General features: G+C 72.4%; 18 protein-coding genes. 2 read left to right on the forward strand and 16 right to left on the reverse strand.

Annotated features, from left to right (window positions below):
• Positions 1-92: 92 nt before the first annotated feature.
• The 13 genes from OG718_RS29675 to OG718_RS29740 form a co-directional block, all read right to left on the reverse strand.
• Entirely contained in the window at positions 93-2,060 is a 1,968-nt protein-coding gene (locus OG718_RS29675) for an NADase-type glycan-binding domain-containing protein (RefSeq protein WP_443055158.1), read from the reverse strand.
• Positions 2,057-2,614: a phage tail protein gene (locus tag OG718_RS29685; protein WP_143640075.1), complete on the reverse strand. Its 558-nt coding sequence runs from the start codon at positions 2,612-2,614 to the stop codon at positions 2,057-2,059. Before OG718_RS29685 ends, OG718_RS29675 begins: the two co-directional genes overlap by 4 nt.
• Positions 2,611-4,569 (reverse strand): putative baseplate assembly protein, encoded by a 1,959-nt coding sequence (locus OG718_RS29690; protein ID WP_143640077.1) that lies wholly within the window; start codon positions 4,567-4,569, stop codon positions 2,611-2,613. The genes OG718_RS29685 and OG718_RS29690 overlap by 4 nt, the downstream gene beginning before the upstream one ends.
• Positions 4,569-5,000: a GPW/gp25 family protein gene (locus OG718_RS29695; RefSeq protein ID WP_143640485.1), complete on the reverse strand. Its 432-nt coding sequence runs from the start codon at positions 4,998-5,000 to the stop codon at positions 4,569-4,571. The genes OG718_RS29690 and OG718_RS29695 overlap by 1 nt, the downstream gene beginning before the upstream one ends.
• A gap of 85 nt (positions 5,001-5,085) precedes the next feature.
• The gene (locus OG718_RS29700; RefSeq protein ID WP_143640079.1) at positions 5,086-6,963 is read right to left on the reverse strand and encodes a VgrG-related protein; all 1,878 of its coding nucleotides are present in this window, start codon (positions 6,961-6,963) and stop codon (positions 5,086-5,088) included.
• Positions 6,963-7,685 carry a CIS tube protein gene (locus OG718_RS29705; RefSeq protein ID WP_328845646.1) on the reverse strand — a complete coding sequence of 241 codons (723 nt, stop codon included), beginning with the start codon at positions 7,683-7,685 and terminating at the stop codon, positions 6,963-6,965. Before OG718_RS29705 ends, OG718_RS29700 begins: the two co-directional genes overlap by 1 nt.
• Positions 7,686-7,700: 15 nt before the next feature.
• Positions 7,701-8,126, reverse strand: coding sequence for a phage tail protein (locus OG718_RS29710; protein ID WP_143640083.1), 426 nt, complete (start codon positions 8,124-8,126; stop codon positions 7,701-7,703).
• 80 nt (positions 8,127-8,206) lie between these two features.
• Entirely contained in the window at positions 8,207-11,731 is a 3,525-nt protein-coding gene (locus OG718_RS29715; RefSeq protein ID WP_328845647.1) for a hypothetical protein, read from the reverse strand.
• Positions 11,732-11,878: 147 nt separating this feature from the next.
• Entirely contained in the window at positions 11,879-12,037 is a 159-nt protein-coding gene (locus OG718_RS29720; protein WP_186001281.1) for a DUF6760 family protein, read from the reverse strand.
• Entirely contained in the window at positions 12,034-12,534 is a 501-nt protein-coding gene (locus OG718_RS29725; RefSeq protein ID WP_143640087.1) for a hypothetical protein, read from the reverse strand. The genes OG718_RS29720 and OG718_RS29725 overlap by 4 nt, the downstream gene beginning before the upstream one ends.
• Positions 12,534-12,977 carry a phage tail protein gene (locus OG718_RS29730; RefSeq protein ID WP_143640089.1) on the reverse strand — a complete coding sequence of 148 codons (444 nt, stop codon included), beginning with the start codon at positions 12,975-12,977 and terminating at the stop codon, positions 12,534-12,536. Before OG718_RS29730 ends, OG718_RS29725 begins: the two co-directional genes overlap by 1 nt.
• A gap of 103 nt (positions 12,978-13,080) precedes the next feature.
• Positions 13,081-14,658 carry a phage tail sheath subtilisin-like domain-containing protein gene (locus OG718_RS29735; RefSeq protein WP_143640091.1) on the reverse strand — a complete coding sequence of 526 codons (1,578 nt, stop codon included), beginning with the start codon at positions 14,656-14,658 and terminating at the stop codon, positions 13,081-13,083.
• 138 nt (positions 14,659-14,796) lie between these two features.
• A complete protein-coding gene (locus OG718_RS29740) occupies positions 14,797-16,467 on the reverse strand; it encodes an eCIS core domain-containing protein (RefSeq protein WP_328845648.1) in 1,671 nt (556 codons plus the stop codon).
• 305 nt (positions 16,468-16,772) lie between these two features.
• Between OG718_RS29740 and OG718_RS29745 the strand changes: the two genes are divergently transcribed.
• The gene (locus tag OG718_RS29745; RefSeq protein WP_328845649.1) at positions 16,773-18,179 is read left to right on the forward strand and encodes an RICIN domain-containing protein; all 1,407 of its coding nucleotides are present in this window, start codon (positions 16,773-16,775) and stop codon (positions 18,177-18,179) included.
• 2 nt (positions 18,180-18,181) lie between these two features.
• Positions 18,182-19,615, forward strand: a complete 1,434-nt coding sequence (locus OG718_RS29750) for a hydrolase (protein WP_143640095.1) — start codon at positions 18,182-18,184, stop codon at positions 19,613-19,615.
• A gap of 150 nt (positions 19,616-19,765) precedes the next feature.
• On the opposite strand, the gene OG718_RS29755 is transcribed toward OG718_RS29750, so the two are convergent.
• The 3 genes from OG718_RS29755 to OG718_RS29765 form a co-directional block, all read right to left on the reverse strand.
• Positions 19,766-21,841 carry an ATP-binding protein gene (locus OG718_RS29755; RefSeq protein WP_328845650.1) on the reverse strand — a complete coding sequence of 692 codons (2,076 nt, stop codon included), beginning with the start codon at positions 21,839-21,841 and terminating at the stop codon, positions 19,766-19,768.
• Positions 21,838-22,491 (reverse strand): DUF4255 domain-containing protein, encoded by a 654-nt coding sequence (locus tag OG718_RS29760; RefSeq protein WP_143640099.1) that lies wholly within the window; start codon positions 22,489-22,491, stop codon positions 21,838-21,840. Before OG718_RS29760 ends, OG718_RS29755 begins: the two co-directional genes overlap by 4 nt.
• Before the next feature lie 208 nt (positions 22,492-22,699).
• A complete protein-coding gene (locus OG718_RS29765) occupies positions 22,700-23,368 on the reverse strand; it encodes a helix-turn-helix transcriptional regulator (RefSeq protein ID WP_306939127.1) in 669 nt (222 codons plus the stop codon).
• Positions 23,369-23,395 lie beyond the last annotated feature (27 nt).

Here is a 23,395-nt window from a genome sequence, read left to right on the forward strand (position 1 = left end):
CATGACACTGGGCCGCCGAGCATGCTCGGCGGCCCAGTGTCATGCCGTGTCTGTCGTGCTGTGCCGTGCCGGGTGGTTCGGGGTCCCGTCCGTCAGGAGCTGTTGCTGTTCGACCGGGTGAAGAACTCGATCTCCGCGATGGACACCTGCTTCTTGGCGTCGGTGGCGTAGGCCGACCGCACGGTGAAGCGCACCGAGGTGACCTCCCCGACCCGGAACTTGCGCCGCTGGCCGCCGGCGCTCTGGTCCAGGTTGATGATCCGGGTGGTCTTCTTGCCGTCGGCGGCGGTGATCAGGGCCTCGACGCGGTGCGGGAGGGCCGACTGCGAGAGCTTGTCCGGCTGGGTCGACACACCGGAGGTGATGACCAGGTCCAGCAGCCGGGTCGGCTGGTCGAACCGGGCCTCCAGCCACTGCCCCTCGCCGGTCCCCGAGACACCCGGCCCCCACCAGGTGTTGCTGAGCTTGTCGAAGGCGCGTTGCGCGGGGTGACCGGGATAGGAGCGCGACGCCTTCACACTGTCCGGCCCCACCGCGGCGCGCTTGGCGAAGTGGTCGCGGGTCGCCTGGATCCCGTCGCCGATGTTGAGCACGAGCGTGACGATCAGGGCGAGTACGAGGCCGCCGACGACCCAGTTCATGACGGCCCCGAAGCCGCGGCGCAGCCGGGGGCGGTCGCCCGCCCAGGGGGTCTGCGCGACGCCGAAGCCCGGTATCCGGCGCCACCAGGGCTGCCGGCCCGGGGCCGTCGGCCCGTCGCCGGACATCGGCATGGCGCAGCGGCCGCAGTAGTGCCGGTCGGGGAGGTTGGGGGTGGCGCACCAGGGGCAGGGGATGCCGCCCTGTGGGCCGAACTCGGGGCCCGGGGCGCGGACTTGGGGGCGGTTCGCGACCGGACGGCCGGGCAGCACGGGCGCGACGGCGGGGGACGCGGGCGCGCGGGGTTCGGGGTCGCTCACCGGGATGAGGAGAGACCTGGCCCGTTCGGCGGTGGAGTCGGAGGGGTCCGTGGAGTCCGTGGACCCGGAGAAGCCTGTGGAGCGGTTGGAGTGGCTGGAGTGCGTGGAGTCGGTGGACGGGTGGTGGCCCCGGCCCGCGGTGGTCGGCACCGGCTCGGTGTCGGCGGTATCGGCGGTGGCGTCGCGGCGCATGTCCGGGTGGGTGTCCGGGCGGGCGTTGTCCCGCGCGCCGGGGGAGAGGTCGAGCGAACCGTGGGAGGCCGGAGCGGCGGGGGAGTTCGTGTCCCACTCCTGAAGTCCGGCCGGCCCCGCGCCCGCGGACGCCGCGGAGGCGGAGTCCGGCCCGGTGCCGGGGTGGTCGTGCCGCGAAGAGGAGGACGGCGCGGTGCCGGAGCCCACGGGCCGGTCGGGCGCCTGCCGCGTCCCCGCACGTCCGGAACCGTCGGCGGCGTGCGCCTGCCGTGTCCCGGCCCACCCGGAGTCGTCGACGGTGTCCGACTGCCGTGTTCCGGCCCGTCCGGAGTCGTCCGCGCCGTCCGAGCGGTCCGACTGCCGGTGCCCGGCCGCCGACTCGGAGTCGGGCGCGGTGTCAGTGCGGCGCGCGCCGGACCAGCCGTCGGCGGCCTCGCCGTCACCGGACCGGCCGGTGGAGCGGTCGGCGTCCTCGTCGTCCGGCCGGGGCCCGGCGTTCCGCGCCAGACGGACACCGGTACTCGGCCCGGCGGCGCCGGTCTGCGGCCACCCGGCCTCGTCATCTCCCCGTCGGCCACCGCCCGGCCCGGGCGTTGCCGCGGCGGCCGGGGCGTGGCCCGTACGGGCCGTACCCGTTCCGGCCCCGGGGTGTGCGAACGCGTCCCATCCCGGCTGGTCGCCGGAGCCGCCGGCGACGGCGGCACCCCCGGACGCGGAGTCCCGCGCCGGTGCGGCGGCCTCCGCGCGCACGGGGTCCCTGCGAGCCGCGTCGGCCCGGTCCGGGCCGCCGGACCAGCCGAGTACCGCACCGCAGGAGTCGCAGAAGGACTGGCCGGGCTCCGCCCGGGTGCCGCATTCGGCGCAGCTGCGGGCGGGCTCCCGTCCTGTGCCGGAGTTCTGGCTGGTCATCTCTCGGGAGTCCTTTCGGCAGCGGTCACCTGGACCGTGTAGGGCATGTGGGCGGGTCGGGCGGCCGCCACGAGGCTGTCGAGGCGGTGCTCGTCGGCCCGGGTCGGGTCGGGCAGGCGCAGCGTGACGTGCAGGCGCGGACTGCGGTCGCCGGGAACCGGGCCCAGGGGCCGGGCGTTCCAGGCGGCGCCGCCGCTCTCGGTGATCTCCGGGGTCACACCGAAGACCAGGCGTATCGCCTCGGACAGACCGCGGCTGGTGCCCCGTACCCGGTGCAGATACGCGGCGGCGGCGACGGCCGCGCGCAGCCGGTCGTCGGGCTCGGTGCCGTCGGTCTCCGCGCCGACCCAGAGCGCCAGCCACCGGGTGAAGTCCACCGGGGCCAGGGCCGGGGTGAAGTAGGAGTCCAGGCAGTCGAGGACGGCCAGGATCGGTGCGAGCACGTCGTCGAGTCCGCCGACGAACCGCTGTGCAAGATCGTCGTCGGCGAACACGGCGGGCAGCATCATGCCGATGGGCGCGGACGACCCCAGCCCGTCGACGGAGCCCCTCACGGCCGGTCCCCGATCACGCGCACCCGGTGGTCGAAGGAGAAGACCAGGGACGGGGGTTCGAGGTCGATGCGGTTGGTCGCGTCGCCGCGTTTGCCGGTCAGGGGGTCGGCCGGGTGGAGCTGGACCTCGTCGACCAGCTCGACGCCGGGTACGCGCTGGAGCACGGCGAAGACCTCGCCGGACTGCACGGGACGCCCGAAGGGCCAGCCCCGGCCGTCGGCGCCGCCGGTCAGCGGATCGAGGTGGCGGTAGAGGGCGTCGTGCGCCTGACGGCGTACCCGGTCCGTGTCGGTCCCGCGGAACGCGTGCACCGTGGCGACCACCGTGACGCCCTGGTAGAAGGGCGGGCCGACCGCCAACCGCGTACCGATCAGGCGGCGTTCGTCCAGGTAGTGGGTGATGCGGCGCAACAGCGCGTCGCCGGGCACCAGTTGCTCGAAGCGCAGTCGGCCGCCGGGGTCGGGCACGGCCTGCGGAACCACCAGCACCCGTACCGCGTACGCCCCGTGCTCGCCCTCGTCGCCCTCAAGACAGGTGATCCGGGCGGTCTCGGGGGCGGCCCGGCGGGCGAGCTCCTCGTAGTCGCGCAGGGTCACCGCCCGCTCCTGGGCGCGCAGCGTGATGGGCGCCCTGGTCTTCGCCTCCTCCACCGTCTCGCCGTCGACCCCGCCGCGCGCGGCCTCCCGGTTGACGACCTCGGAGACGTACGGGACGGACGTGCGCAGCACCTGGACGGCGCCGCGGGCGACGTTCCCGGTCCTGCCGCCGCCGGTGCGGTAGCGCAGGGCGCGGATGACGGCGCCCTTGGGTGCCACCGCCCCGTACTGGCGCAGGGTGCCGTCGGGTTCCCGTACCGCCGGGCCGAAGGCGATGTCACCGGTGGCGGCGTCCAGGGTGATGTGCCGGTCGTGCGGGGTGGAGGCGGCGAAGGACGGGACGACGTCCCAGTCGGTCCAGCCGTCGTGCTCGGCGGTCTGCAGCAGCACCGGAGGGGTGTCGCCGACCACGGGGGCGTGGGCGAGGCGCAGCCGCTGCCCGGGCAGACCGGTGGACTCGCCGAGCGCCTCGTCGTACACCGTCTCGGCGTGTACGGCGGTGGTGGTGCCGCCGAGGGTGAACGCCTCCGCGGAGCGGACGGTCGGGGAGGTGGTGTAGAAGGGCTGGTCGGGCAGCGGTTCGGTGACCCGGCAGCGCAGCCAGCCGGCCTCCTGCCCGCCGGTGCGGGACAGGGTGTGCCCGCCGGGGATGTGCAGCACGACCTCGCCGGGCCGGTTCAGGCCGCCGGTGCCGTCCCGGTCGACCTCGCACTCGGTCCAGCCGTCCTCGGTCCACGCCTCCCAGACCAGCGGCGGCTGCCGCGGGTCCACGCCGACACCGTCGACCCGGCTGTCCAGCTCCATCCCGACCGCGCAGTGCGGCACGGCGGCGCTGAGCCCGAGCAGCATGCAGTCCCCGGGCCGCGGGGCCTCGGAGAAGCACATGACGTCCTTGCCCTCGGCGAGGTCGGCGGTCCGGTCGGCGACGGGCTCCCCGCTCTGCTGGACCACGAGATGCCGCAACTCACAGGGCACGACGGTCAGTTCGAGCTCGGTGGCGAAGACCGCGGCCTCCTCGCTCTCGGTACGGGTGGTGGCGACCTCGGTGCCCACCGGCAGGAGGATCGGCTCCTCCTGCGGCGCGGAGAGCCAGAACGTGACCTCCGTACGGGCCGCGGAGGGCGGGAACAGCGTGATGCCCACCAGATCCAGGAACGCCAGGTGGTTCTTCTCCGGCACCCGGTTGAGCCGGTAGACGATCTGGTCGGCCATGTGGGCGACCGTCTCCACCAGGGTGACGCCCGGGTCGGAGACGTTGTGGTCGGTCCACTCCGGGGCGCGCTGCTGGATGTAGCGCTTGGCGTCGTCGACGAACTGCTGGAAGCGGCGGTCGTCGAGGTTCGGGGAGGGCAGGGCCATCAGCGGTCGCTTTCGGGAGCCGGGTCCGGCTCGTCGTGGGAGGGGATGACGTAGAACGGGAAGACCAGGCTGCGCGGGTTGTTGGTGCCGCGGATCGAGTACCGGACGTCGATGAAGAGCACGCCCTGTTCGGTCTCGCGGCCGGCTGTCACCTCGACGTCGCTCACCTCGATGCGCGGCTCCCAGCGGTCGAGGCTCGTGTACACCTCGTGCTGGATGCGGCCGGCGGTGGCCTCGTTGACCGGGGCGAACACCAGGTCGTGGATGGCGCAGCCGAACTCCGGGCGCATCGGCCGCTCGCCCGGCGCGGTGGCCAGTACGAGCCGGATGGCCTCCTCGATCTCGCGCTCCCCGCTGACCAGGGCGATGCCCCCGGTGGGGCCGATGCGCAGCGGGAAGGCCCAGCCGGATCCGACGAACTGCTCGGCCATCAGTGGGCCACCCGCCTTCTCCTGGTCGTCTCGGTCCTGCTTCGTGTGTTGCTGCTCTGTGCGGGTGGGGCGAACGTCGCGGCCGTCACGGGATGGGATACGGCTTCTTGTTGACCGTCACGATGCCCATGAGGTCGACGTTGACGGCCCGGATGCCCACCTGGCCGACGGAGCTGACCTGGACGGTCCCGACGGCCTTGAGGCTGAGGGCACCCACCGCGTCCACCGCCACGGCCCCGCCGAGGGACTTGACGTTGACGTTCCTGCCCTGGATGTTGAGCAGCCCGCCGCTCTTGATGGTCAGCCTGCGCCGTGCGCTCAGGGTGAGGTCGGTGCCCGCCTCCACCGACACGGATCTGCTGCCCGTGATGCTGACCGTGCCCTTGCTGTCCACGGTGATCTCGGTCTTGGTGCGGTCGAGGTTGATGGTCAGACGGCCGTCACCGCTGGCGACGCGCACGCCCTGTTTACGGGCGCCGGTGCTCTGGCTGAGCAGGTCGACGCGGTTGCCCTGCCGGTCGGACAGGGTGTGCCGGATCGCCTTACTCCGCAGCCCGTCGTGCAGCGGTACGTCGGTGACGGGGGTCGGCTCGTCCTTGCCGTTGTAGAGGCCGCCGATGACGAAGGGGTGGTCCAGCGCGCCCCGGTCGAAGGCGACGAGGACCTCGTCGTCCACGTCCAGCGGGAAGATCCCGCCGCCGCCCTTGCCGCCCCACTGCGTCACCCGGGTCCAGTCGCTCTCGTACTGGTCGTCCAGCCAGGGGAACTGGAGCTTGACCCGCCCCTGCTTGTCCGGGTCCTGGACGTTGGTGACGATCGCGTTGGCCACGCCGGGCATGCGGGGTTCGACGGCCGAACCGCCCCCGGAGGCAAGCCCGTACAGCGAGCGCCACTGGCGTCCGCTGAAGGTCACCCAGCTCTCGTAGTGCTGCCCGTCGCCGAAGACGTGCCGTACGGACGTGGCGGTGTACTTGCCCTGGAAGGGGTCCCCGACATCGGTCAGCGTGACCGGGACGCCGGGCCGCAGCTTGGGGTTGCCGCGCACGGCGACCTCCAGTTCGGCGAACGAGGAGGTCACGTCGTCGGAGAGGGACTCCGCGGCGAACTTGACCTCGGCCTGCTTGTCGTAGGGCGTGCCCGTCTCGACCAGCGTGGAGGTCTTGAACTTCTTGGCGGCCTCGCCCGGCGCGGTGCCGATGCTGACACCGGCGTTCTTGGTCGCGAGCGACATGGAGGTGAGCTTCTTCTTCGTGGTGATGTCCCAGCCGCGCGCCTGGACCTTGCCGACCTGGTCGGCGGCGGTGACGGCGGCCCGCAGCCGCAGGATGTCGTGGCGGGCCTGGAGCACGAAGGGACTCTTGTCCCCAGCCGTACCGACCCCGGGCGCCCCCGAGGCCGGCTTGGGCTTGGTGAACTCGAACTTCCCCTTCGCGTTCACCGACATGACCATGCCGTTCTCGTCGGCGAGCCGGGAGAGGAAGTCCCAGTCGGTGACGTTGGCCTGGCTGATGAAGTCGTACACCGTCTTCGTCGCACCGATCGTGCCGAGCTGGAGACCGTCCTCCTTGGCCAGCTTGCGGGCGATGTCGGCCGCGCTCTGGTTCTTGTACGCGGCCACCCGGCGCCGGCGCACCAGGCGGTGCCCGGCGTCGTAGCCGCGGACGACGGTGAAGGTGCCGGTGCCGTCGTAGTCCGCCTCCAGACCGGTGACCTCGCCGGTCAGCAGCGGATCGGAGGCACCCTGGCCGTCGGCGATCGGGGTGAGCACGACCTTGGACCCGAACCTGATGCCCAGCTTGGAGAGGATCACCCGGTCCTCGTCCCGGAAGGTGAGCCGGAACGCGGCGGGCACACCGGCGCCCTGGTCGACCCAGCCGTCGATGAGCCTCGGGGCGTAGTCGGGCGGGAGCGGTTTTCCGTCGATGGTGACCTGGATGAGCGTGGAGTACGCGGGCTGAACCATCAGGAACGCACCTCCTCGGCCGAGGGCATCAGGAGTTCCGTGCCCGACCGCAGATCGGCCGGGTTGTCGATGCCGTTGACCTCGGCGATGGCGCGCCACGCGGCGGCGTCGCCGTACTCGCGCCAGGCCAGCGACTGCAGCGAGTCGCCCGCGACGACGCGGTGCACGCGCTGCGCGGTGAGCGCGCCCGAGGTCGGGTTCTGCCCCTTGGCCTTGCTGGGGATCTCGTGCAGCGTCACCTGGCAGGTGGCCCGGATCGGCACACCGGTCGTGCCGAACAGCGAGTAGTTCGCCTCCACGGAACTCACGTACGCCGTGAAGCGGGCCGTGGAGAACGACCCCCACTGGAACACCACCCAGGGCGGCGAGGGCTGCTTCGCGGCGATGCTCTTCGTCGTCGTCTCGCAGCAGGCCATCAGGGACTCCACCTTCTTCAGCACGGAGTTGCTGTTCGGATCGAGGGACGAGTCCAGGAAGATCTCGACCGTCATCTCCCGGGGTTCCGGCCCCATGAACTCGGGGACGTTGCCGTCGCGTACGGCCGCGGTGGGCGTCGTCTTCCACTGGGCGCGGCGGCTCAGCGTCAGCTGCGCCGGATTGAAGTCGAGCTTGAACGTCTTGATCAGAGCGCCCGGGGTCGTGCTGGTGCCGACCGGCGGCTCGTGGATGGCCAGCGTGGCGCGTACCAGGCTCTTGCCTGCGCCCTTGCTTCCCTTTGCCATGTGTGTGCCGCCCCCTCAGTCCGTGAACCCGTGGTGGGTGATTTCCAGGACCTCCGTGGCGACGGCCGGGCTGGCCGGGTCCAGGGAGGGCCCCTGCCAGCTGACCGGCAGTACGTCGATCAGCCCCCATCGGGCCACCTCCGAACCGTCCGCCCGCAACGCGGCGATCTGCGCGGTCGGCCGCTTGACCCCGGTGGTCACGGAGGAGATCCAGGCCGCGACCTTGGTGGTGTCCGGGGTCAGCGGGCGGGTCAGCCGGATGTTGGAGAACGTGACGCGCGACGGAAGCTGCCACACGAACCCGTTGTTGCCGCCCTCCTGGTGCTGCTCGATCTCCACCGCGGACGAGAGCCCTTCGCACCCGTTGAAGTAACCGAGGCTCTCGCCGTCGATGGTCAGGGTGAAGAAGATGGTGGAGCCCGGGTCGAGATCGCGGGACATCGGGGGCGGCCTTTCTGCGGACGTCGGTGGTGCGGGGTCGTGCTCGTGCTTGTGGGTGTCGGGCGCGGGCTGGTGGCCGGTCAGTGGCGGGGGTCGCGGAGCTTGCCGATCCGCTCCCGGTCGAGCCGCAGTTCGGTACGGACCAGCCGGGTGATCCGGCCGATCAGCCTGTGTGTCAGCTCGTCGAGCTGGAAGTCGGTCAGGGAACGGGGGTCGAACTGGCCTTTGGCGACCGGGGTGTACCCGGGCAGTGGTTCGTCGGGGTCGGGGTCGGGGTCGGGCGTCTTGTGCTTCTTGTGCGGGTCACTAGTGGAGCCGGACGCGGACGTGTCGCGCGACGAGGTGCCGTGGGCCGTGACGGTCGACACGGCCGTGGTGGTCCTGGCGGGCGTCGGCTGGGGCGCACCGCCTGCGTCCCGCTGTACGGGGATGGGTGTGGGGGCGGGTGCGGCAGCGGCGTGCCGCTGGACAACTGGCTGGGTGGGAAGGGCACTTGCCCGCGTCGGAGCCTGCGGGGTCGTCCTGGGGGTGACGACGGGCGGGGTGGTACCGGAACCCGACTTGGCGGCCGAGAGGAGTGGCACGGCACGGCCGACGGGAGCGCCGGGGGCCACGGCCCGCTGCACCGCCGGCCCGGCGCCCGGCGACGAGGGCCGGCCGCTCGTGGGCTCGGGGCGACGCAGCGGGACGGCGACCGGGGTTGCCCCGTGCCCGCCGGCGGGGGGTGGGGGTGCCGCGGGCGTCAGGGCCGGGGCGAGGGCGCGGGCGGGGGCCAGGCCGCGCATCGGAGTGCCTGCGACGGGCGCAGGCGGGGGTGCGCTCGTGGTCGTGGTCGTGCGCTGCGCTGTCGGGGCGGATGCGTGGTTGCTGCTTCTGGCAGTGGGCCCCGCGCCGGAGGGGATCGCCGTGGCGCGTTGTACGGCGGGGGCGTCGGCGGCCGGGGCCCGCAGAGGTACGGCCGGAGGGCGGTGGGGCGGTGCCGCCGGTGCGGGCGTCGGAGCCGGAGTTCCGTGAATCCCGGTTGCCGGTCCGGGCGTACGGTCCGGTGCCTTTCCCTGGGGCGCTGTCGCCGCACGCTGGACGGCGGGCGGCCCGGCGAGACCCGAACTGCCGGGCGAGGTGCGCCCGGAGAGGGGTTCCGCGTCCGCGGGCACGGCGGAGAGGGGAGCACCGAGCAGGGGGCGCTGCCGAGGGGCCGGCGTGGTCGCGCGCTGGACCGGGGTGTGCGAGGGGGCGGGCGGGGCGCCGGTGGGTGAGGCGGGGGGTGCGGCCGGGCCGGTCGGCGGAGCCGGAGGGTTCGAGGTCGGAGGGTTCGAGGTCGGAGGGGTGACCGAGGCGACGGAGGGGTGGGGCGGCGGCCCCGGGAGTGCGGTCGTCGGGCCGGTGGTGGACACGTTCCCCGAGGTCGGCGCACCGAGGCCCAGGCGCCGGGGCGGGCCGGAGGTGCTCCGCTGTACCGGGCGGGGGCCCGCGCCGGACGGCGTGCTCGGAGCAACTGGCTTGACGGTAGGGACGGCGGGGGCGGTGGGGCCACCTCGACTCGGGCCGGAGGAGGGCGAGTTCGTGGTGGCAGCCGTCCCGGCCGGGGAGCCCGGGGCCACGGGGTTGCCGGTGCCGGTCGCCGCACCGGTGGAGGTGGCCGCCCTGTTGGCAGGGGCGGCTGCCGGACCGGCCGGCTGAGTTGCCGGGCCGTCCTGGCCGTGGCCGGCCGTCGGACGGACGGGGCCGGGTGCCGGGTTGCCGGGGCTGGTCGCCGTACCGGCGGAGCTGTTGGTGACCGGTGTGGCGGCCGTGCTGCCGGAACCGGTCGTCGCCCGTTGGACGTTGACGGCCGCGCCGCCGGAACCGGCCGTCGGTCGCTGGGCGTTGACAGCCGCGCCGCCGGAGCGGGTCGCCGTGCCTCCGGCGTCGGCCACCGCGCCCCTGGGGCCGGTCGCCGTTCCGGTGGAGGAGGTCGGCGTGCCGGCGGAGCCGGTGGGAGTCCGTCGCTGGACGCCGGTCGCCGCGTTGCTCGCGTCGCTCGGTCCGGTCGCCGTGCCGCCCGGCCCGTCCGCCGTCCGGCCGGGTCCGGTCGGTGTTCCGGCGGGCTCTGCCGTCGTGCGGCTGGTGCCGGCTGCCGCCCGCTGGACGTCGACCGCGTTGCCGGTGGGGCCGGTCGCAGTGCGGCCGGGGCCTTCCCCGGTTCTGCTGGAGCGGGTGGCCGTCCCGGCAGGGCTGGTCGGCGTGTTGCCGGGGCCGGCCGCCGCCTTCTGGACGCGGGCCGCCGCGTTGTCGGGACCGGTGGTCGTCGGGGCGGTCCCGGACGTCGCGCCGCCGGAACTGGTCGTCGCGCTGCCGGAACCGGTCGTCGCGCGTTGGACGTTGACCACGGTGTTGCCCGGCCTGGCGGGTGCGGCGTCAGGACCCGTGGTTGTCCTGCTGGGACCGGTGGTTGTTTCGGCGCGCTCGGGTGCCGCGCCACGGGAGCCGGCCGCAGCTCGTTGGACGTCGACCGTCGCGTTGCCGGGCCCGGCAGGCGTGGCGTCGGGGATGACGGGCGCCGCGCCGCCGGGGCCGGGTGACCTGTCGGCAGGGGCGCCGCTCGCCGTACCGGCGGCAGGGCGCGCCGCCTCGCCGCCGACATCGGTTGTACGGGTGCCGGCCTGGGATGTCGTACCGGTGGAAGCGGCCGGCCTGGGGGCAGGGCCGACTGCCGGTCCGCCCGGTCGGGTCGCCTGGGCACCGTGGTCGGTCGCCGGACGGACGGGGCCGGGTGCCGGGTTGCCGGGACGGGGCGCCGTGCCGGTGGAACTCGGGGTCGCCCGTTGGACGTTGACGGCCGCACCGCTGGTGCGGGTCGCCGGGTTGCCGGGACCGGTCGGCGTACCGCCGGTTCCGGCGGACCGGTTGCCGGAGCCGGTCGCCGTACCTCCACTGGACACCGGGCCGACGGCCCCGGTCGGAGGCGGACTGCCCGGAACGGGGCTGCCCGGAGTGGGGCTGCCGGAGGCGGCCGGTGTGCCGGCCGGGTCGACAGGGCCGGCCCCTGAGGGACGCCCGGCGTCGACCGCCGCCCCCGCAGCGGGTGCCCCCGAGGCCGCGCCCGCGCCCGGTCCGCCCGTGTCCGACGCCGTACGGTCCGGTGTCCCGGTGACGCCGCCCGTGGCCTGCCGTCGTGCGGCCGGCAGAGCCCGTCGCTGCACGGCAGGCGTGGCGGGCGCCCGGGTCAACGGGTTCGGCCGGTGGGACCGGGGCGGTACGGGTGTCACCCGGGGGCCCGCCGGGCGGGACGCCGTGACCGGACGCGGCGCACGCTGGACCGGTACCGCGTCGTTGCCCACGTCGCCCTGGGCCTCGGGCTCGTCGGACCTCACCGGCAGCAGGGTGTGCGAGGGCGGTTCGAGTCCGGGGACGGGCCTCGCCGACGTGGTGAGCGCGTTCCTGACCAGCCCGCCCGGCGCTCCGTCCAGGACGGCGTGGGACAGGGTTCCGGTGAAGGAGGGGTTCTGCCAGGTGCTCAGCCGCCCCCCGAACCCGGAGTCCGCGACACCGGTCCGCCCGGCAGCGGCCCGCTGGATCGGCGGCAACCCCGCCCAGCCGGCCACCGTGGCCGGCCCGGACCCCATGGCCGTACCCGCATCCGCGCCCGTAGGAGACGTACTCGCACCCGTAGGAGAGGAGCCGCCCTCATGAGAGGAACCGCCCTCCCCGGGACCCGAGTTCGCGGCGGGCGTCGCCGAACCGCCCCTCAGTCGGTCGAAGAACCCCACGGCTCAGCCCTCCGCCCCGCCCCGTGTCACCAGGGACGCGATCTGTTCCGTGAAGCGGCGGCGGTCCTGGTGTTCGAGGTCCAGGATCTCCTCCAGGCTCCAGTGGAAGTGGTAGGCGACGTACGCGATCTCCTCGTGCAGCCGGTCGGTCGCGTACGTCACGATTCCCCCAGGCGGCTCCCGCCGAGTTCGACCTCGAAGGGCTCCGAGCAGTGGGGACACTCCACGGCGGCGCGGGTGTGGCCCTCGGCGTTGACCTGACGGTAGAAGTCCTGCAGGAACGCGAGGTCGGAGGCGAACATGTTCTCCACCACCCCGTCGTGCACCGAAGGAAGCGTGCCGAGGCTGGTGATGACCCGGCCCAGCAGGACCACCGACAGATACGCCGGGTTCTCCTGGACACGGACGTCCCGCAGCGGGATCAGCTCGTCCCGTGCGGTGGCGAGACGCATCACACCGTCCCGGTGGACCGTGCCCGACGCGTCGACGTACCCCCGCGGCAGCTCGAAGGGGAACTCCGTCCGCAGCTGCTGCGGCACCGACACGGGGGCGGGCGCGGGCGCCGGGGCCGGCGCAGCGGTCTGCTCCGGCCCCGTCACCGCCGGCGCCGGTGCGTCCACGACCGGGCCCGCGCCCGCCCTGGCAGCCGTACGCCGCATTACTCGATGACCAGTTCTTCGAAGACGATGGTCACGGTCTCGGTGAGCGCGGAGGCCTCGCCGGCCTTCAGGGCGCTGGCGTCGATCTTGCTGCACCAGGCGTTGCGCATGTTGTACCGCTTCACCGGATTGTTCTGGTAATCCATCATGATGATGGAGGCGTTCTTGCGGGCCGTGCTCATCTGGCCCGCGATCGAGTCGTTGATCCACGTCGTGAACGCCGGGGACTGGGTCATTCCGCGCACCACGGTGCACTGCCCGTCCTTCTGCACACCCGGCATCAGACTGACCTCGGGCCTGCCCTGCGCCGAGTTCGACAGGTGCTTGATGACGTCCTGTTCGATGCTGAGGCCGTTGACCTCCGCGAGGTACTCGACCATCACGCCGTCGATCTGCAGACCGAAATTATGTGAGGTAAGGGCGTCACCCGGGCTGAGACTCATCTGTTCTCTGTCCTTCTGAGGGTTCTTGGCAATGGCGTACGACGCGACGTACGGGCCGGCGTACGAAGAGGCTTGCTAGGGATGGGGGCGCAGGCGGACGGGCCTACTCCTCCAACTCCCCGCTGCCGCTGGAGAACTGGGCCAGCCGGAAGATCACGAACTCGGCGGGCTTGACGGGGGCGATGCCGATCTCGCAGATCACCCGGCCGACGTCCACGGACTCCGGGGGGTTGGTCTCCTCGTCGCACTTGACGTAGAACGCCTCCTCCGGCCGCTGGCCGAAGAGGGCGCCGCCGCGCCACTCGTTGACGAGGAACGCCGAGACGTTGCGCCGGATCCGGGCCCACAGGTTGTGGTCGTTCGGCTCGAACACCACCCACTGGGTGCCGAGCAGGATCGACTCCTCCAGGTAGTTGAAGTACCTGCGGATGTTGAGGTAGCGCCAGGCCGGGTCGGAGGACATGGTGCGGGCGCCCCAGACGCGGATGCCGCGGCCCGGGAAGGCGCGGATGCAGTTGACGCCGATGGGGTTGAGCAGGTCCTGCTCGCCGCGGGTGATCTGGAGCTCCAGGTCCACCGCTCCCCGTACGACCTCGTTGGCGGGCGCCTTGTGCACACCGCGCTCGAAGTCGTTGCGGGCCCAGATGCCGGAGACGTGGCCGCTCGGCGGGATCACGCGGGACTGGCCGGTCGCCGGGTCGAAGACCTTGACCCAGGGGTAGTACAGGGCCGCGTACTTGGAGTCGTAGCCCGCGGTCTCCTGGCGCCAGACGCGGATCTGACGGGCGTTCAGGCCCGGCGGCGGGTCGATGACGGCGACGCGGTCGCCCATCAGCTCGCAGTGCGCGATGAGGCCGAGCTGGACGGCCTTCACGGCCTCCAGGTCGATCGCGCCGCGCTGGTAGGCGGCCATCAGGTCCGGGACGGCGACCATGGAGATCTCGTCCACGGCCTCCAGACCGCCGAAGCCGGTGCGGTCGGCGGAGTCGCCGAGGTAGTGGGCCGGGCCCGGGTGGGAGTCGCTCGCCTTGGAGGGGGTGACGGGGGCGGGGGCGGCGGGGGCCGCCAGGGCCACGGTCTGGTTGTCGGGGCGCGCGAGCTGGGCGGCGGGCGCCGACTCCTGCACGGTGATGAGCTTGGAGCGCTCCTTCACCTGCGTGACGACGTAGTTGCGGCCGCCCTTCTTGGCGGTCACGTCGAAGGTCTCGACGGGCTTGTCGCCCTCCTTGACGATCAGCTTGAAGCGCTCGGCGGGGCCCTCGCCCTCGGCGTCGGCGACCTCGACGCTGAGCGAACCGCCCGCGACGGCGGTCACGCTGAAGGTGCCGAGCTGCTTCGGCTCGCCCGCCGGGAGCGCGGCCGGGGCGGCGGAGCCGGAGACGGCGGCCGGGGCGCCGTTTCCTGCCGCGCCCTCGGCGGTGCCGCCGACACGGACGACGTACGCGGCGCTGCCGCCGTTGTTGAAGAACCCGTACACCGAGTGCGCGAGGTAGTAACCGTCGGTGAAGTCGCCGAAGGCCGCGACGTACTGGGACCAGTTGGTCACCAGGGTCGGCTCGTTCAGCGGCCCGGTCGGCGCGAGCCCGACGAAGGCCGCCACCGAAGTGCCCACCCCCTCGATGGGACGCGAGCCGCTGGCCACCTCCTCGACGTATACGCCGGGCGACAGGTAGGACGGCATGCTCTGCTCTCCTCGGGGTACGAGACAGGACGCCTCTCACCCTCACGCGCGAAGCGCGTCCCTCGAAACGTCCTGTGGGGCCCGACCGGGGGCAGTTTCTCTGCCCTCAAGGGCAACTGCCACCTGTCCGGCGTGCGTTCAGCCTCGCAGGGTGATGGTCAGTGCCGCGCCCACCAGATTGGTGCTGGGCGTGGCCCAGCACTCGTGCCAGCTCCGCCCCGGCTGACTACTGCTGTACATCGCGAAGTACCAGAGGGGATCGCCCCCGTCGAGCGTGGAGCGGGGCGGTTGTTCGCCGCGCGCGTAGTTCTCCATGGTGACGTAGTCGTTGCCGGCCTTCGCCACCACACCGCCGAAGTGGTACGGCGTGACGCCGGTGATCTCGCCGCTCCTCATACTCTGCAGCTGCTCCTCGTCGGGCTCCGCCTTGACCATCATCGCGTCCCCGACCTTCGGGAGTTTCGCGTGCTCGTTGAGCTCCAACCGCTTCAGTACGCGTTCCATCTCGTCCGGCTTCTGCTGGAGCAGTTTCTGGAACAGCCCGCTCATCTGGAGCGTCAGGGTCTCGAAGACGCCGGACTCGGGATCCTTGACGGACGCCTTGATGCGCTTCTCGTACTTGTTGCCCGGGTCCAGTTTGTCGAGCGCCTTGCCCAGGGACTCCCAGTACACGTCGTCGCCTTTGTAGTCCACGGAGCGCTGCCCGGTCACGAACTCCGCCATGGCGTTGCAGCGCTGCGGGACGCGCACGTCGAGCCCGTGCTGTTCCTCCGCCGCGTTCGCCTTCGGCCGTCCCTTCGGCCGGACCTCGTACAGCACCTCCTTGCGACCGGACCCCTCGAAGGTCAGATGCCGGCCGGTCTTCTCCAGCGCGACGCCCCTGCCCTTGGTGAGGTCCGGCAGTTTGTCGTTGGCGGATTTGATCTTCGCCTCCGTGGCGAAGAAGGTCTTCGGCTCGCCGGCGCCGTGCTGCACGGCGAGCTTGAAGTCGTCGGAGACGGCCAGCCGGACGCTGTCCTCGTAGACGTAGTGAGGCAGGGGCGGGTCGGTCTGGTCGTACCAGCTGCCCTGCTCGTTCTTGTCCTGCCCGACGAAGAACTGCTGGTCGTCCGGGTCCGGGTGCTTGGTCGGGTAGCCCTCCTGGCCCGGCTCGAACACTTGGTACCGCTGCACCGGGGCGGCGCCGCCGTCCGTACTCGGGCCGCCGGTCCCCGGCATCGTGAGGTTCGGGGCGACGCCTTGGGCGAGCCTGCGCCCGCTCTCGGCCGCGTGCTGCTCGAAGGGGTCGTTCGGGTGGGAGACCTTCACGCCGGCCCCGTTGTCGGTGCCCGCCACCGGGCCCGACGCCTGCTGCCTGACATGGGTGAGTTCATGGAACATCGTCTCGTCGTCCACACCCTGTGGACCTACGACGATGTCCTTGCCGCTGGTGTATGCGCGGGCGCCGTACTGCACCGCCGAGCGCTGGGCGACGGCGTCGGTGTGCACGCGGACGTCTCCGAGGTCCATGCCGAGCCCGTTCTCGGCGCGCTCCCGGATGCGCGGCTCCAGCGGACGCCACGACGAGTGCACCGCGTCGGCGACCGTGTCCCGCTGGACCACCGCCTGGTCCTCACCGTGTCCGCAGCCGGGCGCGTGCTGGTGCCGGTCCCGCTGGACGGCATGGGCGACCGCCGCGTTTCCGGCCATGCTCTGGAGGTGGGCAAAGTGGGCCGCAGTCGTCGTCGGCCGCGGGGCGGACGTCCGGGGTGTGCGCCCCCGGTCGCGGCCCGCGTCGAGACCCGTGCCCAGGCGCTCGTATGCGTGCATGTACCGTCCTCTCTCCTCACGCCGTTGTACCGGTGCCACGCCTGTGGCAGAAGAGCCGGAGGGGCACTCCCGGCCCACTCTGTGCCGGCCGGGTGGCCAACTGGTCTGCTCCTTCAGGCAGCCAACCCTGCCCTCATTCCTGCGGCACGGCTCCGGTGCGAGGTGATGACCGACGACAACCGGCGGTGGCAGATCGTCCACGGTCGCAGGGCCGGGAGCCGGGGCAGCCGGGCCCGCCTCTTCGGGCACGCATCATGCCCCGAGGCTTCCTGACCCGGCGTCGGCCCCGCGAGTAGCGTCCGAGGGTGAGCCTTTGGACATCTCTGGAACCCGCGTCGGCCACGGTGGATCCGGGCGGCAGCACGCGCGTACGGCTGCGTCTGCGCAACACCGGTGACGTGGTCGACGAGTACCGCTTCGAGGCGGTCGGCGATGTCGCGCCCTGGACCGTCGTGGAGCCGCAGACCCTGCGGCTCTATCCCGGCACCACCGGGACGGTGGAGCTGACGTTCGCGCCGCCGCGTACGCCGGACGCGACGGCGGGCCCGAATCCGTACGCCGTGCGCATCACCCCGACCGAGCATCCCGAGGCGGTCACCGTCCCCGAGGGCAACCTGACCATCACCCCCTTCACGGAGGTGCGGGCGGAGTTGGTGCCGCCGACGGTGAAGGGGCGGTTCCGGGGGCGGCCGAAGCTTGCTGTCGACAATGTCGGCAATACGAAGGTCACGGCGTCGGTCGCGGGCAGTGACAACGGTGATCAGCTCTCGTACGACCTTCATCCGAGCAATGTGCAGATCGAGCCGGGGCGTGCGGCCTTTGTGAAGGCCACGCTCAAGCCCCGGGACATCATCTGGTTCGGGTCGAAGGAGGAGCGGCCGTACAAGTTCGCCGTGCAGCGGTCGGGAGTCGCTCCGCTGGATGTCGAGGGGACGTATGTGCAGCGGGGGTTCCTGCCGCGCTGGTTGGCCACTTTCCTCGGTGTCTTCATGGCGCTGGCGATCACCTTCGTGATGCTGTGGATCGCGTACAAGCCCCAGGTCCGCAGCGAGGCCAAGGAACTCCAGGAAGCCGGTGTCAGCACGCTGGCGCCCAGCCCCTCGGCGAAACCGGTGGCGCCCTCGGCGCCGCCTTCGGCCTCGGAACCGGCCCCGTCCGCCCCTGCGGACAACGGCGGTGGCGGTGGCGAGCCGAAGCCCGAGCAGACCAAGGAGAAGCCCAAGAGCCTGCTGCCCGCGAGCAACGTCGTCCTGAAGAACCTGTCCACCAAGCTGTGTGCCGACATTCCCGGCGAGGGCGTGGGCAAGAGGGACGGCCGGGTCCAGCAGTTCTCCTGCGATCCGACCGCCGCCGACAACCAGCTCTGGAACCTGGAGGTCAAGGTCAAGAACGGCGGCCCCGGCGGCACTGATCTCATCCAGATCCGCAACGTCAAGGACAAGTTGTGCATGGATCTGCCGAACTTCGGGGCGGCTCCCATTCACACGAAAATCACGGAGTTCACCTGTGACGGCACGACCAGCGACAACCAGCTGTGGTGGCTCGCGAAGCAGGAGAGCGGCGGCTACTGGATCCGCAACGCCAAGAGCGACAACAAGTGCCTGGAAGTCGCGGGCAACGACGACGTCCGCGAAGAAGTGACCCTGATGCTCTTCAACTGCACCGTCACCGATGACCAGGAGTGGCAGATCATCCACCCCGATGAGGACTGAACGTGAGCCTGTGGACTTCCCTGGAACCCGCGTCCGCGACTGTGGACCCCGGTGGCAGTACGACCGTACGGCTGCGTCTGCGCAACACCGGTGACGTGGTCGACGAGTACCGCTTCGAGGCGGTCGGCGATGTCGCGCCCTGGACCGTTGTAGAGCCGCAGACCCTGCGGCTCTATCCCGGCACCACCGGCACGGTGGAGCTGACGTTCGCGCCGCCGCGTACGCCGGACGCGACGGCGGGCCCGAATCCGTACGCCGTGCGCATCACCCCGACCGAACACCCCGAGGCGGTCACCGTCCCCGAGGGCAACCTCACCATCACCCCCTTCACGGAGGTGCGGGCCGAGCTCGTTCCGCCCACCGTCAAGGGGCGTTTCCGCGGCCGGCCCAAGCTGGCCGTGGACAATCTCGGCAACACGAAGCTCACCGCCTCGGTCAGTGGCAGTGACAACGGCGATCAGCTCTCGTACGACCTTCATCCGAGCAATGTGCAGATCGAGCCCGGCCGTGCGGCGTTCGTGAAGGCGACGTTGAAGCCGCGGCAGATCATCTGGTTCGGGTCGAAGGAGGAGCGGCCGTACAAGTTCGCCGTCCAGCGGTCGGGAGTCGCGCCGCTCGACGTCGAGGGCACGTATGTGCAGCGCGGGTTCCTGCCGCGCTGGCTGGCCACCTTCCTCGGTGTCTTCATGGCGCTGGCGATCACCTTCGTGATGCTGTGGATCGCCTACAAGCCCCAGGTCCGCAGCGAGGCCAAGGAGAGGCTCGACGAGGCCGGTGTCAGCACGCTGGCGCCCAGTCCCTCGGCGACACCGCCTCCGCCGCCCACTCCCACCGCTCCCGCCTCGACACCCCCGCCCGCGGCACAGTCGCCGGACGCCGGGGGCGGCGGTGGCGGGGCGGGAGGCGGTTCCGAGGAGGAGAAGAAGAAGGCTCCGGAGAAGACCGCGGCCACCGCCGTCCAGGCACTGGCCGCGGACGACCCAGGCGGGCGGCACATCTGCTACCGGGCCTTCGTGACGGGCAAGGGCTGGACGGACGCGGTGTGCGACGGCGAGACGGCCGGCACGGTCGGCGAGGACAAGCCGCTCAAGGCCCTCAACATCGCGGTGTCCGGTGCCAAGCGCACGGGCAGCGCCGCCTTCGTCCACTTCCCGGGGTCGACCGACGGCAAGGGCCACTACAACGGGAAGCCGTGGTCGTTCGCGCCCGACGGCATCGACAACTATTTCGGCAGCACCAAGCAGGACGCCCCGAACCTGCTCGGCTTCACCATCAACGTCGACGACGGCGGCGGCTCCGTCTGCCAGACCACCCATGTCCGCAACGAGGGCTGGCACGGCATGGGCTGCGACAAGCCCGGCGAGGGGGAGGGCTACATCTTCGGGGGCACCCTCAGCAACGACCTGTGGCTCGAAGCGGTCAAGTTCACCGTGTGAGCGGGTGACGCGGCCCCGCGCCCTCTCAGGGGCGCGGGGTGACACGGGACCGCGCCCCGTAAGGGGCGCGGGGAACCGCGCGACCAGCCCCCACCGCCCCGCAGCGCACCACAGGGCCCGCCGCAGTTCATCCGGGCGGCGGGACGACGGCTACCAGTTGCCCTCTCCGGGCACCAGCCGCCCCGCCTTGCGGTACTCCCGCGCGGCACCCTCCCGCAGGTCGGCGGTGGTGACGGGCGCACCGCGCCCCGCGGCCGCATAGGCGGCGGTGACGACCGCGCTGCGGATCGAGCCGCCCGCCATCTCGAAGTCGCGGGCGACCGCCGCCGGTTCGATGTCCTCGGTGCACGGGACATGGGCGAGGCTGTGCCGCCACAGGGCCCGGCGCTGCTCGGCGTCCGGGAACGGGAAGTCGACCACCAGGTCGAGCCGCCGGGTGAACGCCTCGTCGATGTTGGCCCGCAGGTTGGTGGTGAGCAGGGCGATGCCGTCGAAGGACTCCAGGCGCTGGAGCAGATACGCGCTCTCCATGTTGGCGTGCTTGTCGTGGGAGTCCTTGACCTCCGAGCGCTTGCCGAACACGGCGTCCGCCTCGTCGAAGAGGAGCACGGCGTCCGTGCGGTCGGCCTCGGTGAAGATCCGTTCGAGGTTCTTCTCGGTCTCGCCCACGTACTTGTCGACGATCGAGGAGAGCTGGACGACGTAGAGGTCCAGGCCGAGTTCGGCGGCGACGACCTCGGCGGACAGTGTCTTGCCGGTGCCGGACTCGCCCGCGAAGAGCCCGAGGACACCGTGGCCCCGGCCGCCTCCGGCGCTGAGCCGCCAGTCGCCGAGGACCTGGTCGCGGTGGCGGGCGCGCAGGGCGAGTTCGTGCAGCTGGGCGAGGGGCCTGTCCGGCAGGACGAGGTCGTCCCAGCCGACGTCGGGCCGGATCCGGCGGGCATGCCGTTCGAGCCCGGACGCGGACTGCTGCCGGGCGGCCAGCCGCAGATGGGCGGCGGTCACCGGGGTGCCGTCGAACCTGGCGAGGTCCAGGGCCGCGCGGGCGGCGCGCTCGATACGGTCGCCGCCGAGCCGGTACGGGGCGACGGTGGCGGCGAGGTCGAAACCCGGACCGTCCGTCCCGGTGCCGAGCGCGGCCGCCCAGGCGTCCACGGCGCCCGCGTGCGGCCGCGGCGCGTCGAGGACCAGCGGATCGCGGTCGCACCACTGGGGGTCGTACGGCCCGGCCCCGACGAGCACCACGGGTACGCCGGCCTCCGTCAGGGCCCGCAGCAGCGGGCCCGGCTTCTCCGGCAGCGGTGACACGACGAGCGCCCGGTCGCGCAGCCGGGCCTCGCGGAGCACCCGGGGGAGAACGTCGGAGAGGAGTTCGGGGAGCGGCTCCCCGGCTGCCGTGGGCGTGAAGTGCAGGGCACCGACACCCGCCGCGCGCAGGGCGGCCGCGGCGCACACGAGCCCGTCGCCCTCGCGGTGTTCGCGGAGATAGACGGTGCGGGGGCCGACGGCCAGCCGGGCGGCCAGCCGGGCGGTGAACTCGTCGTGCGAGGCCGAGGGCAGGGGCAGAGGTACGGACGAGGGTGAGCCGAGCGGGTGGACGCTGCCGGCGAGTGCCGCGTCCGGGGTGTCGTCGCCGAGCAGATGGGCGACGAGCCGGTCCGGTACGCGCAACGAACGGCTGAGGAAGGGGCGTTCGGGTTCCTCGACGGTCAGCAGCCCGAGCGCGGACAGCGGCGCCGAGGGGTGGAACCGGGCCCGCGCCTCGGCGAGGTGCGCGGGCAGCCCGCACAGGTCGAGCGCCAGACCGGCGGTGGCCCGGCGCCTGCTGACGTCGTCGTTGAGGTACCCGTACAGCGGCTCGAAGGAGCGGTCCAGGTCGGGCGCGAGGGCGATGAGCAGGATCCTGGTGTCCAGCTCGGTCAGCCCGAGACGCACCGCGAGCCGCTCCAGCCGGGTGGCCGGGGTGGCGGACTCCGTGCCTTCGGAGACGGACGTGTCCTCGGAGCCGGGCGCGTTCTCGAACACACCGGCGTACGACACCGCCGTGGGCCCCAGCAGATGCCGTACGGCCTCGTCGGAGAGGTAGAGCCCGCGCAGCGGATCGTCCGCCGTGGGGTCGACGGCGCTGCGGCTCGCGACCAACTCGGCGACCCGGTCGCGCAGTCGGGCGAGGCGGACGAGAAGCGCGCCGGACGTGGGGGAGGCGGTGGGGGCGTACGTCTTCACTGCTGCGGTTCTCCGGTGTCCGACGCGGTGGCCGGCTGCCGTGGCCGGTGGGTGCGCTCCTGCGAGCCGTCCAGCGTGCCGTCCATGCCGCGCACGCGGACCACGCCCTCCGTGACCGGGGGACCGACGTCGTACTCGGGGAAGGCCGGGAAGGGCACGGTGACCACGAGGTCGAGGGACGGCTTGAGTTCGCCGCCGAGGGCCGACCAGATCTCGGCCAGGGACCGGGACTCGGTGTGCAGCCCCGCCACCGTGAGCGGGACGGACAGGCCCAGTGCGCGGAGCGCGTCCGGGAGTTCGTCGGCGGACAGGAGTTCGTGCGGCAGCATCGTGGCCAGTACCGCGGAGAGCAGCCGGTGTTCGTCCTGGGGCTGTTTGGTCCAGGCGGTGACCAGGTACGACAGCCGGAACCAGCGGGGCGGCTGGCGGCGGCGGATGATCACGTCGCGTTCGTCACGGACGGAGACCTGGCCGCGCTGGCGCCGGGAGACGTCCTCCCGGATGTCGTACAAGTAGGCGTTGACGGCGGGCGCGTTGCGCCGGGCCGCCCAGTCGCGGGTCGGGGCCTCGAAGGCGATCTCGATGCCGGAACCGGCGAGCGCGCCGCCCCCGAGCAGCCGCTTGAGGACCTCGTCCACCTCGTGGATCACCGTCGTGCTCCTGCCCTGCTGTGCCTGTGCCGTGTCGCAGCCGGACTCCGGCGGGCCGACCGGGCCCGTGCCGACACCGGTACCGCTGTCGTGACCGATCGTGCCCTACCGATCGTCCCCCGCGGAGCCCCCGGCTCCGCAGGCACGCCGGGGACGGTCACCGGGCAGACCGGATTGCCCAACTGTCCATATTCGATTGCCCGTTCGGTCAGATGTAGCCTTCCCGAAGGGCATGGGCCACGGCGTGCGCCCGGTTGCGCAGATGCAGCCGGGTGGTGAGCCCATGCATCACGTTCTTGACGGTCCGTTCGGAGTAGGACAGCTTGCTGGCGATCTCTCCGGTGTCGAGCCCCTCGGCGACCAGCCTCAGTACGTCCACCTCACGCGGTGCGAGCCCCGAGGAGGGGGCGCCGGGATGGCTGCTCGCGGTGCGGTGCAGCGACCCCACCTGGCTGATCAGCCGGCCGAGCAGATCGGCCGGCAGGTCGCCGTCGCCGCGGGAGGCCGCGACGACTGCCTGCACCAGCCGGTGCGCGGTGGCCTCGTGGCGCCACACGATCGCCCCGACGCCGCACTCGATGACGTCGAGGAGTTCGGTCTCGCGGATCGCACTCACCACGAGGACGGCACGGGCACCCTCGCTGCGCACGAGTCTGCGCAGCCGGGAGAGCGTGGCCTCGTCCAGTGTGTCGTTGACCAGCAGGGCGACGGTGTCCGGCCCGGTCTCGTTCTCCTCGCGGAGGTCGATCACCGGGTGCTGCCGCAGCTGGCCGAGCGTTCCCTCCCGGGAGATCGGGTCCCACGCGTGCACCGACACCGGTATGCGGGACTCGGATCCGTCCGTGCCGGGAGCCGTGGTCCCGAATGAGCTGCGCAACCGTATCCCCTATGTCCACGGGCCCGT

The sequence above is a fragment of the Streptomyces sp. NBC_00258 genome (assembly GCF_036182465.1).
Lineage (GTDB): Bacteria > Actinomycetota > Actinomycetes > Streptomycetales > Streptomycetaceae > Streptomyces.

Coding starts and splice junctions, on each gene's coding strand:
- OG718_RS29725 (WP_143640087.1), bottom strand. CDS start 12,534: ATGCGGCGTACGGCTGCCAGGGCGGGCGCGGGCCCGGTCGTGGACGCA.
- OG718_RS29695 (WP_143640485.1), bottom strand. CDS start 5,000: ATGGCCGAGCAGTTCGTCGGATCCGGCTGGGCCTTCCCGCTGCGCATC.
- OG718_RS29705 (WP_328845646.1), bottom strand. CDS start 7,685: ATGGCAAAGGGAAGCAAGGGCGCAGGCAAGAGCCTGGTACGCGCCACG.
- OG718_RS29740 (WP_328845648.1), bottom strand. CDS start 16,467: ATGCACGCATACGAGCGCCTGGGCACGGGTCTCGACGCGGGCCGCGAC.
- OG718_RS29710 (WP_143640083.1), bottom strand. CDS start 8,126: ATGTCCCGCGATCTCGACCCGGGCTCCACCATCTTCTTCACCCTGACC.
- OG718_RS29675 (WP_443055158.1), bottom strand. CDS start 2,060: ATGACCAGCCAGAACTCCGGCACAGGACGGGAGCCCGCCCGCAGCTGC.
- OG718_RS29700 (WP_143640079.1), bottom strand. CDS start 6,963: ATGGTTCAGCCCGCGTACTCCACGCTCATCCAGGTCACCATCGACGGA.
- OG718_RS29715 (WP_328845647.1), bottom strand. CDS start 11,731: ATGGGGTCCGGGCCGGCCACGGTGGCCGGCTGGGCGGGGTTGCCGCCG.
- OG718_RS29690 (WP_143640077.1), bottom strand. CDS start 4,569: ATGGCCCTGCCCTCCCCGAACCTCGACGACCGCCGCTTCCAGCAGTTC.
- OG718_RS29735 (WP_143640091.1), bottom strand. CDS start 14,658: ATGCCGTCCTACCTGTCGCCCGGCGTATACGTCGAGGAGGTGGCCAGC.
- OG718_RS29730 (WP_143640089.1), bottom strand. CDS start 12,977: ATGAGTCTCAGCCCGGGTGACGCCCTTACCTCACATAATTTCGGTCTG.